Annotated in this window: 13 protein-coding genes; 4 read left to right on the top strand and 9 right to left on the bottom strand. The window is 50.0% G+C overall.

The genetic code is table 11. The features are described 5' to 3' along the window. Nucleotides 1-91: 91 nt before the first annotated feature. The 4 genes from CHI14_RS23105 (at nt 92) to CHI14_RS23090 (ending at nt 2996) form a co-directional block, all read left to right on the top strand. Nucleotides 92-382, top strand: coding sequence for an MTH1187 family thiamine-binding protein (locus CHI14_RS23105; RefSeq protein ID WP_095291668.1), 291 nt, complete (start codon nt 92-94; stop codon nt 380-382). Then, nucleotides 382-1140, top strand: a complete 759-nt coding sequence (locus CHI14_RS23100) for an ABC transporter permease (protein WP_095291665.1) — start codon at nt 382-384, stop codon at nt 1138-1140. Before CHI14_RS23105 ends, CHI14_RS23100 begins: the two co-directional genes overlap by 1 nt. 43 nt (nt 1141-1183) lie before the next feature. Further along, nucleotides 1184-2089, top strand: a complete 906-nt coding sequence (locus tag CHI14_RS23095; protein ID WP_095291663.1) for an ABC transporter ATP-binding protein — start codon at nt 1184-1186, stop codon at nt 2087-2089. A 100-nt stretch (nt 2090-2189) separates the two neighbouring features. Next, on the top strand, nt 2190-2996 hold the full coding sequence (locus CHI14_RS23090; RefSeq protein WP_095291661.1) for a TatD family hydrolase: 807 nt from the start codon (nt 2190-2192) through the stop codon (nt 2994-2996). A gap of 68 nt (nt 2997-3064) precedes the next feature. Here the strand turns inward: CHI14_RS23090 and nfsA are convergent, their stop codons facing one another. From nfsA to CHI14_RS23045, 9 genes are all read right to left on the bottom strand, one after another. Then, nucleotides 3065-3808, bottom strand: coding sequence for an oxygen-insensitive NADPH nitroreductase (nfsA, locus tag CHI14_RS23085; RefSeq protein ID WP_095291659.1), 744 nt, complete (start codon nt 3806-3808; stop codon nt 3065-3067). After that, nucleotides 3801-4397 carry a TetR family transcriptional regulator gene (locus CHI14_RS23080; RefSeq protein WP_095291657.1) on the bottom strand — a complete coding sequence of 199 codons (597 nt, stop codon included), beginning with the start codon at nt 4395-4397 and terminating at the stop codon, nt 3801-3803. The genes nfsA and CHI14_RS23080 overlap by 8 nt, the downstream gene beginning before the upstream one ends. A 216-nt stretch (nt 4398-4613) precedes the next feature. Then, nucleotides 4614-5774, bottom strand: coding sequence for a YhgE/Pip domain-containing protein (locus CHI14_RS23075; protein ID WP_095291655.1), 1161 nt, complete (start codon nt 5772-5774; stop codon nt 4614-4616). A 251-nt stretch (nt 5775-6025) separates the two neighbouring features. Next, complete coding sequence (locus tag CHI14_RS23070) at nt 6026-8524, bottom strand: heavy metal translocating P-type ATPase (RefSeq protein ID WP_095291682.1); 2499 nt, start codon at nt 8522-8524, stop codon at nt 6026-6028. A 186-nt stretch (nt 8525-8710) separates the two neighbouring features. Beyond that, nucleotides 8711-8911, bottom strand: coding sequence for a copper ion binding protein (locus CHI14_RS23065; protein WP_095291654.1), 201 nt, complete (start codon nt 8909-8911; stop codon nt 8711-8713). A 54-nt stretch (nt 8912-8965) separates the two neighbouring features. Then, entirely contained in the window at nt 8966-9361 is a 396-nt protein-coding gene (locus tag CHI14_RS30720; RefSeq protein ID WP_095291653.1) for a metal-sensitive transcriptional regulator, read from the bottom strand. A 136-nt stretch (nt 9362-9497) separates the two neighbouring features. After that, nucleotides 9498-9980 carry a GNAT family N-acetyltransferase gene (locus CHI14_RS23055; RefSeq protein WP_095291651.1) on the bottom strand — a complete coding sequence of 161 codons (483 nt, stop codon included), beginning with the start codon at nt 9978-9980 and terminating at the stop codon, nt 9498-9500. A gap of 111 nt (nt 9981-10091) precedes the next feature. Beyond that, complete coding sequence (locus tag CHI14_RS23050) at nt 10092-10274, bottom strand: hypothetical protein (protein WP_095291650.1); 183 nt, start codon at nt 10272-10274, stop codon at nt 10092-10094. 86 nt (nt 10275-10360) lie between these two features. Further along, complete coding sequence (locus CHI14_RS23045; protein WP_095291649.1) at nt 10361-10978, bottom strand: hypothetical protein; 618 nt, start codon at nt 10976-10978, stop codon at nt 10361-10363. Between the last annotated feature and the right edge of the window lie 115 nt (nt 10979-11093).

The following is an 11093-nucleotide window of genomic DNA, read 5'->3' as shown; positions in this document are numbered from 1 at the left end:
CAGCGATCGGAAGAGGGTGCTGCAATCGAAGTGGTAAAGTGTACATTCACGATGTTCTACTTACTCATCTCGAAAGGAGCCGTGATCTCTCATGGCAAGTACACTGCTTAGCATTCAAGTGATTCCCAAAACGCCGAATGGCGAAAATTCATATCCTTATGTAGATCGGGCCATCGAAGTGATTCAGCAATCCGGCTTGAAATATCAGGTCAATCCGCTCGACACCACAATGGAGGGTGAGCTGGAGGAACTGCTGGAAGTTGTCCGTAAAATGCATGAGGTGCTCGTGGAGGCTGGCAGTCCAAGCATCATCTCTCAGATCAAAATTGCCCACAGCCCGAACGGCTTCAGTATGGATACCCTGACGGAGAAATATCGCTAATGCATACGTACTTCAAAAGTGTATGGCCGCCCATTGTGGCGGTTATTCTCTTTATAGCCATATGGCAGGGCGCCGTGTCCCTGTTTCATATTGAGAAATGGATGCTGCCCGCACCTTCCGACATCGCGCACGAAGCCGCTTCCCAAGCAGAACGCCTGGGCATGCATGCATGGGCGACCATTCAACTCACGTTAGTTGGCTTTGCAGCGGGCACGCTGGTTGGGCTGCTGATCGCCATGGTGCTGCATCTGATTCCATTCCTGAAGTCTGCTCTGTATCCTTTACTTATTCTTAGTCAAAATATACCGACGATTGCGCTCGCTCCGCTCCTCCTGATCTGGTTCGGATTCGGACTGCTGCCCAAACTGATTACCATCATCCTGGTCTGCTTCTTCCCCGTTGCCGTCGCTGCCATGGATGGACTGACGCGAACGGATGCCGCCATGATGAATTACATGCGCATGGCGGGAGCAAAACGCGGTCCGATTTTCTGGAAGCTGGAACTCCCGCACGCACTGCCTTCCATCTTCTCCGGTGTCAAGATTGCTGCTACTTACAGCGTCATGGGTGCCATTATTGCCGAATGGATCGGAGCCGACAAAGGGATCGGATATTACATGATGCTTCAGAAGTCCGCTTACCGGACAGATCGTCTATTCGTTGCGATCATGATTATTGTCGCGCTCAGCCTGCTGCTCTTCCTGTTTATTGCCCTGCTGGAGAAGCTGCTCGTTCGCTGGCGACCACAGAAGCGCTGAATTGCAGCACAAGCACTATACAAGGTTAGGAAGTGAATGCGAGATGACACTCAAATATAACGAACAGGCAACACCTGTACCTGGCGGAAGCTCCACAATGCCAAGCAAAGAAGGATCACACCGCACTGCTTCCACCGCTACCTCCGATTCGGGTAAGCAGAGTCTGCCTGCACTGGAAGTACAGGACGTCCATGCTTCCTTCCGGGAACGGCGGAACAAGCTGTCTGTCCTGAACGGATTATCCCTGACCGTAGAGCAGGGTGAATTCGTGGCGATCGTTGGACCATCCGGATGCGGCAAGAGCACGTTGTTTCATATCATTGGCGGGTTGTTGAAACCCCAAACAGGCCAGGTTCTCATGAACGGACAGAACGTTACCGGGCAGCGGGGCAAAATCAGCTATATGCCGCAGCAGCCCGCTCTCTTTCCTTGGCGTACCATTGAAGACAACGTGCTGCTTGCCGGGGAAGTGTCAGCACATACGCCACCCAAGGCAGAAGCGCTTGCGGAAGCAAGGAAGTGGCTTTCCAGCGTCGGTTTGGGCGGATTTGAACAGGCATATCCGCACATGTTATCGGGCGGTATGCAGCAGCGGGCAGCCTTTTTGCGTGCCCTGCTCAGTCCGCAGGAACTGATGCTGCTGGATGAGCCCTTCAGCGCCCTCGATGCGTTGACACGCAGTGACATGCAGCGATGGCTGCTCGATATATGGGAACAAAACCGCCGATCCGTGCTGTTTATCACCCACAATATCGAAGAGGCACTGCTGCTTGCCGATCGAATCTATGTATTATCCAACCGACCTGCGACCGTGCTGCATGAGGTACATGTCCCTTTTGATCGTCCAAGACGTGAAGAAATTACGGAAGAGAAGGCTTTCCTCGAACGCAAACGGCAGATTTCGGAGTGGATGAAAGAAGAACAGAAAAAAGCCCGGCTAACTCCATAGCACGGGTTTTTCGTTATATTTTTCCAAAACAGTGATCCGCATTCATGATATTCACGTATCAACCTTCAAAAGATAAAAGATGACTAGGAGGGGCCACTTCATGCATTCCCAAGCTTTTGCACCACTGATTGATGCTCATATCCATTTTGACAAATATACCGTGGAGGAACAGCAGCATATGCTGCAATCTTTCCCGGATCATCAGGTTGAGGCTGTCATCGCCGTTTCCATGAATATCACCTCGGCACAGGATAATCTGGAGCTGGCGAGACAGAATCCCCGATTCATCTATCCGGCTTTTGGCTTTCATCCCGAACAGCCCCTGCCTTCAGCGCAGGATCAGAACCTGTTCTTCGACTGGATTGAAAGGCATATCGGACAAGCGGTAGCCATCGGGGAAGTTGGACTGCCCTACTACAATCGCCAGGAAGCAGAACAGGCAGGACTTGCTTTTGATCAAAGTGGATATATCGAGCTGCTCGAACGGTTTATTCAACTCGCCAAGCGGCATAACAAACCCATCGTGCTTCATGCCGTTTATGAGGATGCCGACATCGCATGCGACTTGCTGGAACAATATCAGGTTAGACGCGCCCATTTCCACTGGTTCAAGGGTTCCCGTCAAACCGTGCGGCGAATGGCGGATAACGGGTACTTCATCTCCTTCACGCCAGACATTCAGTATGAAGAGGAGATTCGTGAGCTGGCAAGACAATATCCATCTGAACAGGTCATGGCAGAGACGGATGGGCCCTGGCCCTTCGAAGGGCCGTTTCACGGACAGATGACACATCCCGCCATGACGAAGCAGGTGATTCAGGCCTGGAGCGAGATTACGGGCATGGGAACCGAGCGGGCAGCGCGTCTCTTTTACCAGAACACGAAGCGGTTCTACCGTTTACCCTAATGCATAGCACAGTTAGACGACAAAAGGGTCAGCCGGACTTCCCGGCTGACCCTTTTGGTTGACCTTCATTAACGTTTCATAAAGCCTCTGCCTTCGAGATACGATTTCATCTGCAGACGTGCTGGCTCGGTAAGGCGTTTGGCCATCAACTCAGACCACGGCGTCGTACGTTCACCATTGGTGCGTGCTTTCATATAGGCTGTCGTGGTTTCGTCATAGCTTTCCACACCCCGGAGCGTCTCTTCGGCATCATAGCGATTACGATGAAGAACAGCATTCAGCGGCAGACGCGGACGAATGCCGGTTTCCTGGTCGGCTATACCGACACACATGCCGAAGACAGGGTATACGCCTTCCGGCAGTCCCAGCAGTTCAGTCACTTCTTCAATCTTGTTACGCAGACCGCCGATATATACAATCCCGAAACCGAGCGACTCAGCGGCCAGAGCGGCATTCTGGGAGGCAAGAGCCACATCGATCGTTGCTACCATAAAATTCTCTGTGGAATCAGCATAAGACTCCTTCTCCGGCTGGTGGCGCTTCGCCGCATCACTCAGGCGATACAGGTCTGCACACCACACGAGGAAAACAGGGCATTCTTCTACATAAGCCTGGTTGCCTGCCAATGCAGCGAGCTTCGATTTTAGTTCTGGTTCCGTCACGGCAACGACGCTATATGCCTGTACACTGCTGGAAGAGGAAGCCATCTGCCCGGCAGCCACGATTGTCGCAAGCTGCTCCTCACTTACCGGATCCGGCTTGAATTTCCGCACCGAGCGGTGTTTCATCATCAATTCAATGGTTTCATTCATGTCTGTTCACTCCCAATCCTCGTAGTACGAACTCAATCGTCTGTTCAGCCAGCTTATCTGTATCCATGTCTTCATAGTTAAACGTAAACCGTGAGTTTTTGGCACGTTTGTGTGCCAGAGCCACACCCATGACCTGAAGCATTGCATAAGATACGGAATCGATCTGGAATACACCCTGGTCTTTGCCTTCCTGCAGCAGATCATTTACTTTGGTCCAGACAGGGTCCAGGAACCGAAATACCGTGGCCGTGCGATGAGTGTTCAGTGTAATTTCAAGCTGTACAATGTCGCTCATCTCCCAGTCCGTCATCGTGAACTTCACGACTTCACCTACAATTTTGCTGATACCCTCCACAGGGGACATGGACTCCGCAGCCAAATCAGTCAGCATGTGACCAGGAAAGAAGTGCTCAAATATCGCTTCAAACACCTTTTCTTTTCCGCCAAAATGGTACGAGACCAGTGACACATTGGCACCCGCCTCATCACAGATTTGACGAACGCTTGTCCCGTCATACCCCTGCTGCGCAAAAAGTTTTTTGGCTGCGAGCAAAATCCTCGTTTTGATATCCAATTCCGGTTCCGTCATTCCGTTCGCTCCTCTTGTCCGTTCTTATCTTGCTCCAGCTTCCGGAGCTGCAGCCAGCTGTTTCATCTATTTATTATGAAAGTTTAACTTTCAAAGCGCAAGGCATGACCATATCATGTCAGAGCTCTAACTGGTCCTTGATACACAGCAGGCACCCCGGTTAAGATCCACCGGGGTGCCTGCTCCAATACTATAGAGTCATTTACATCTGTAATATTAGCTGTTCACTTGAGCCGGGCTTGGTGCACCTGCTGGCATGCGATGTTTTTTGAGCAAGGTCACTACCAGGGAGAGGGCAACCGCGATGACCAGAACAATCGCAACAGATCCGGCTGCCGACTGAACGCCAGGTCCACCAAGTTGAACGCTCAGAATACCTTGAACTGCGTACGTTGCAGGCAAGTACTGTCCGATACCGCTGTAGAAACCGTTAAGCAGCTCACGGGGTACCATTGCACCGGAAGATACCAGTTGCAGGGACAGTGAGATGATGTTGAACAGGCTTCCTGCAGGCCCGAAGCAGATCAGGAAGAACTGCGAGAAGAACATGAACGTGCAGAGGAACAGAGCCTGGAACAACCAGAAGGCGATGAATCCTTGAGCAATCTGTCCTCCGAGCGCAACAATCAGCGATGAGCCAAGCAGCGATACGACTAGAGCGGATGCGATGTTAATCACGATTCTCGCACCAAACAACGTCAAGCGGGAGTGGGTTGCTGAGAGCATTCCCATAGCCGTTTGCAGATTCATACCCATGATCATGGCGCCGACATAAGAAGCCAGTACCATCATCATCGGTACCATCTGATTATTCATGCCGTTCACCGGATTAATCGAAGTTGTTGTGCCTTCAACCCGGGTAGCCAGATTGGCAGCAGCATCGGCCGCCTGATCCGCAGGTGCTCCTGCAGCAGTCAATACGGTCTGTACGCCTTGCGCAGTCGCTTGCTTATTGATTGTGTTTGTCACACTTTGGGAGACACCCTGCATCATGCTTTTGATCGTCACCGGGTTAGCTTCGTTAATGGTGTACTTGATCTCAGCTGTGGAACCTGCAGTCTGAAGAAGCTCGTTAAAGCCAGCCGGAATATTCAGCACCATGTGAACCTGGTGATGATTCAGCTGATCCAATGCCTCAGCGGAACTGAGATCCGATACCGTATGGAAAGGCAGCGTCTTAGTCAAACTAGCCGCAATACCTTGGGACATCTCGCCATCTTCGTTCACAATGGCTACTGTCAATTCAGTCGTGCGGTCGTTCACGCCGGAGTATGCGGTCATCCAGATGACACTGAAGATCACTTGGAACATTAGTGCTGTTACGATCCCCACAATCACTGGTGGCTTTTTCAATAAAATACGTAATGCCTGTAGCATAGAATAAGGTCCTCCAATATAGATTAGTTCACATTTGATTTAAACGATCGTTTGAATCAAACAATTGTTTAAATTTTAATGGCATATGTCATTATTGTCAACTGATTTCTGAAATGTTCAGAAACATCATTCTTGTTTCATAAAGTCCATTTCCTTTTTCATAAAAAGACAAGAAAAAGCACGGTTCACCGCAGCGAACCGCGCCACATTTCAGGCTAGCTGAAGGTAATAGTACACCTATCGCCTGCATACTACTTTGGATTGCGTTCCAGCTTCAACCGTTGCAGACGCAGCGAATTCAATACCACCGATACGGAACTGAATGCCATGGCCGCACCAGCCAGCCAAGGTGCCAGGAAACCTACTGCGGCGATTGGAATACCAATGACGTTATAGCCAAGTGCCCAGAACAGGTTTTGCTTAATATTGCCCATGGTGCGCCGGCTCATCTCGATCGCATCCGCTATACTGTTCAGATCACCGCGCATCAGCGTGATATCTGCCGCTTCCATTGCTACGTCTGTTCCAGTCCCAATGGCCATGCCGATATCTGCTGTAGCCAGGGCAGGCGCGTCATTAATGCCGTCACCAACCATCGCCACTTTCAGCCCGCTATCCTGCAGCTTCTTCACTGCGGCTGCTTTACCCTCAGGCAAGACTTCTGCCAGGACATGATGGATACCTGCTTGCTCCGCCACGGCACGTGCCGTACGCTCATTGTCTCCCGTAATCATGATGACATCGATGTTCATCGCCTGCAGACGCTGAATGGCTTCGCGTGATGTATCCTTGATTGTATCTGCCACAGCAACAATACCTGCCCAGCGGCCATCGACTGCTATCAGCATCGCTGTGCGGCCGAGCTCCTCCAGTTCATTCATCTGGCGAGCGGTTGCCTCCGATACCTCCACATGAGCATCCGCAAGCAGCCGCCGTGTTCCAACCAGAATTTCCTGTCCTTGTACTCTGGCTCGAACGCCATATCCTGGTATGTTCTCAAACTGCTCTGATTGGGACAATACGATCCCTTTGTCCCGGATTCCTGCTACGATAGCTTCCGCCAGCGGATGTTCAGAGCTTTGTTCTGCTGCTCCAACCCATTTCAACAGTTCTGCTTCTGTCCAATCTTGCGCTGTGATCACATCTGTCAACACCGGTTTACCTTGGGTAACTGTTCCTGTTTTATCCAATACCACTGTCTGAATCTGCTGTGCCGATTCCAGATGTTCTCCGCCTTTGAACAGGATGCCATATTCAGCCGCCCGTCCTGATCCAGCCATGACAGAGGTTGGTGTTGCCAAACCCAAGGCGCATGGACAGGCAATGACCAGTACGGCAATCGCTTTTTCCAGAGACCCTGCGAAGTCACCGGGACTGGCAAACAGATACCAGATCAAGAATGTCAGCGCAGCAATGCCAACTACAATCGGGACAAAGATGCCTGAGATGACATCCGCAATCCGCTGAATGGGTGCTTTGGAACCCTGTGCCTGTTCAACCACTTTAATGATCTGAGATAATGCGGTGTCCGAGCCGACTCGTGTCGCGCGCAGCTTCAGTGCACCGTTTTTATTCAGTGTAGCACCCGTAACAGCGTCCCCCGGCTTTTTATCGACAGGCAAACTTTCGCCGCTGAGCATGGATTCATCGACCGAGGATTGCCCTTCTTCCACGACACCATCCACTGGGATGCTGTCCCCCGGTCTCACCAACACGATGTCACCTACTGCTACATACGCTGCAGGCACAAGCACTTCCTGGCCATCCCGGATGACCCGGGCTTCACGAGGGGCGAGTTCGATCAGGCTTTTGATGGCCTGGGACGAGCGCCCTTTCGCTACGGCTTCAAACCATTTTCCAAGCAAAATCAACGTAATCAAAATCGCACTAGTCTCGTAATACAGTTCAACCGAGGGCATCGTGGCACCCGCAATCGTGCCCATCTCGCCATGATCCATCGTTGTCGTTGAAGGTATCATTCCACTCGTGAGTGTCAGATACAGACTGTAGAAGAATGCCGCGCTTGTACCCAGAGCGACCAGAACGTCCATATTGGCACTGCCATTACGCAGTGCTTTGTACGCCCCGACATAAAATTGCCACCCAATAACGAATTGCACCGGTGCAGCCAGTACCAGCTGGAACCATGGATTCATGAACAGATCCGGCACCCAAATCCATGATGTAAATGAGAAGTGGCCTACCATGGCCCACAGCAGCGGTATGGATAATAAGGCGGAGATCATCCATTTCCATTTTTTGCGCTGCAGCTCACGTTCGCGAACGGATGAGGTTTCTTCCTGCGTCTGCTGCAATTCGGCACCATATCCCAGCTGTTTGATTTTGGCTGTAATATCGGAAGCTTTTAGTGCTCCTGCTGCAAATTCAACGTGTCCCGTCTCCAGTGCCAGGTTTACATTCGCTCGCGATACACCTGGCAGACGGGAAAGCCCCTTCTCAATCCGCGCAGAGCAAGCCGCACACGTCATTCCGGTGATGTCCAGATCAATCGATTCCGTCACTGTACCGTAGCCGAGCGCCTCCACCTTATCCCGCAATGCGTTGACACTTATAGTCTTTGGGTCATACGTAACGCTTGCTTGTTCTATGGCGAGATTGACACTCGCCTGCTGAACACCTTCCATACGGGATAATCCCTTCTCGATCCTTGTGGAACAGGCGGCACAGGTCATGCCCGTAATTAGCAGCGTTGTCTGCGCTCCATCCGGCTGTGTTCCGGCTGCAGGCATATGTTCCGTTGATGATGATTTATCCATGATGGATTCTCCTTTCATATGAACTATTCACCCACATACCCCTACAGGGTATAAAAAAGACCAAAAATCAGGCTTAAACGTTGATCTCTCGCATCTGATGTCTATCGACTTCTTGGTTCAGACCATAGACAATGAGAAATCCGTTTAAGCCAACATGGGTTAGACTACATCGTACCCTTGATCTTCAATAGCAGCCTTGATTTGCTCTACATTCACCTGCTGCTCAGCATATTCCACGGCAACGGTTCCGGCTGCCAGGTCAACCTGTCCTTTGGCACCCACGTTCTTCACCGCTTCTTCAACCGATTTGACACAGTGATTGCACGACATTCCAGTAACATTCAACGTAACGTTAGACATGATCCATTCCTCCTTGGGATATATAAATGATTGCTTTATTCCTTGAAAATCGAATTACTTCATCAATTTCCTTACTGTTACGAGCAGTTCATCCACTACTTCGTGTTCCCCTGCCTGAATCCGTTCGACAATACAGCTCTTCATGTGACCTTCAAGCAGCAGCTTGCCTACTGAATTTAGTGCAGACTGCGCAGCTGCAATCTGGGTAAGCACATCATCACAATACGTGTCCTTCTCGATCAATCCCTTGATCCCGCGAATCTGGCCTTCTACCCGGTTCAAACGGGAGATCAGGTTGCTCTTCATCTCCTGCGAGTGATGGCTCTTGCGCACATGTTTCCCGTCACCGCCTTCGGCATGGCATGCCGCTGCATGTTGATTGGTTGCATGATCATCGGACGGCGTTACAGATGGTTCCAAGGGTTCCTTGGGATGGCTCTGATGATCCATCATGAACACCTCTTTTCTTCGTTCTTTTCACAGTGTAACATACCCCATGGGGGTATTCAAGCATTAAAAATAAAATTGTTTTTCTACCCATAAGAGCTCTTTGAAACCTTTACGTTATACCTTGTGCAAATCATCGTTACAGTATGTATTCCATCCTGCTGCTGCGGACAGACAGACCCATTTGTTCATAAAAGGCCTGCGCACCCGTGTTAAATGTGGATACTGTTAATTCTACGCTATCCGCCTGAAGCTCCCTGCCCAGTTCAATTAGAGCATGCATCAATTTCTTACCTGTTCCTTGACCCCGCCCATCACTGCCGACGACCAATTCATTAATATACAGCATCTTGCGATCCAACAACAGTTCAACCCCCTGAATCAATGTCAGCTGCGCACTACCATACCCCAGAATATTCCCCGTGCCTACCGATTCAGCAACATATAGATAACGCTTATCCGTTTCCAGCAACGATATGAACTCCTGCTTCTCCATTCTGGGTTGCAGTGCTCGATACACATCAGGCCGAGCCTCAACATGCATTTGATGCAGCTCATCCATCAGCAGGGAAACACCGGGATAGTCGGGGGCCACTGCCTTTCTAATCTGGATTGGATCCACTTGAATCACACCTTCCCTTACTTAAATTTACATTATTATACAACAAAATATAATAAAAGCAGATACCTCGGGCGGTATCTGCTTCGTCAGAAACGACTCATGCGTTTCGTCTTATTCTTTGGATGATTTACCTTCATTAAAAGCAACCGGTGATGGCTTGGCTGCCCAATCGTCCGCTTCCGGTTCGATGTCTACACCGTTCATGATTTTCTTTTTCTCCATCAAGGAATCCCCGTCTTCGTCCAGCTTGTTGCGAATTTCCGCCTCGTCTTGAGGTTGATTATTCTGTGTCATCTTAGAGTCCTCCTTTATATTTCATCATCATAATGATGTTCCTTTATATAACTTACCCAATTATTTCATTCCCATTCGCGATGTGGCTATACGAAATCCACCTGTTTATCCAAAATAACCTCTTCCATCTTATGTTCCAGTTCTGGAATAGAAGGAACCAGTGAAAATTGAACCTGTTCGAGAGAGGAAGGCAGCGCGGGCACGACCCGATAACTCAGATGTGTTTCGCCACCTCCTCCACGACTGCTATGTCTCGTCGACATATGGTTCTGTTCACCAAGCACTTCCAGAGCCAAATGGGGCACCACATGTACACGGTCAGTTTCATTCCCTTTATAATGTATCTCGACATGAACGATACTCTCCGTCTCATATTGCATCGAATGGGTGATGAGATATTCGCAGGAATCCTGGATCGTTCTCTTCATAATCGGAACAACACCCCTCAACTGAAGCTCTTCAGGCGGGAAAAAATGCCTCTGGGGCATAGGTTGTACACTACGCAGGACATAACGGATATCTTCCTCCTTCATATCCAGAGATGCTGCCCATTCATTGATGATCTCCTGAGGTGGATGGTATTGGACCGCTCCTGTTATATGCTTCCGCTCAGCGACCAGTCTAATCAGCTGTTCATCAATCTGCCGTACCTGTTCATTGTACTCATAAGGGATGACACGAAATTCACTCCAACCTGAACTCATATGCTAATCTCCTCCCAATATTGAAGTTCACCACTGACTTAGGTACCCATTGAATATCAGTATCTAATAGAAACTATTCGCTACTCTACGTTCGCTCCCTCTTCATAGATTGCAA

Source organism: Paenibacillus sp. 7516 (assembly GCF_002272715.1).
Classification (GTDB): domain Bacteria; phylum Bacillota; class Bacilli; order Paenibacillales; family Paenibacillaceae; genus Paenibacillus; species Paenibacillus illinoisensis_A.
This window is presented reverse-complemented; position numbering and strand designations above follow the sequence as displayed.

Coding starts and splice junctions, on each gene's coding strand:
- CHI14_RS23105 (WP_095291668.1), top strand. CDS start 92: ATGGCAAGTACACTGCTTAGCATTCAAGTGATTCCCAAAACGCCGAAT.
- CHI14_RS23100 (WP_095291665.1), top strand. CDS start 382: ATGCATACGTACTTCAAAAGTGTATGGCCGCCCATTGTGGCGGTTATT.
- CHI14_RS23095 (WP_095291663.1), top strand. CDS start 1,184: ATGACACTCAAATATAACGAACAGGCAACACCTGTACCTGGCGGAAGC.
- CHI14_RS23090 (WP_095291661.1), top strand. CDS start 2,190: ATGCATTCCCAAGCTTTTGCACCACTGATTGATGCTCATATCCATTTT.
- nfsA (WP_095291659.1), bottom strand. CDS start 3,808: ATGAATGAAACCATTGAATTGATGATGAAACACCGCTCGGTGCGGAAA.
- CHI14_RS23080 (WP_095291657.1), bottom strand. CDS start 4,397: ATGACGGAACCGGAATTGGATATCAAAACGAGGATTTTGCTCGCAGCC.
- CHI14_RS23075 (WP_095291655.1), bottom strand. CDS start 5,774: ATGCTACAGGCATTACGTATTTTATTGAAAAAGCCACCAGTGATTGTG.
- CHI14_RS23070 (WP_095291682.1), bottom strand. CDS start 8,524: ATGCCTGCAGCCGGAACACAGCCGGATGGAGCGCAGACAACGCTGCTA.
- CHI14_RS23065 (WP_095291654.1), bottom strand. CDS start 8,911: ATGTCTAACGTTACGTTGAATGTTACTGGAATGTCGTGCAATCACTGT.
- CHI14_RS30720 (WP_095291653.1), bottom strand. CDS start 9,361: ATGGATCATCAGAGCCATCCCAAGGAACCCTTGGAACCATCTGTAACG.
- CHI14_RS23050 (WP_095291650.1), bottom strand. CDS start 10,274: ATGACACAGAATAATCAACCTCAAGACGAGGCGGAAATTCGCAACAAG.
- CHI14_RS23045 (WP_095291649.1), bottom strand. CDS start 10,978: ATGAGTTCAGGTTGGAGTGAATTTCGTGTCATCCCTTATGAGTACAAT.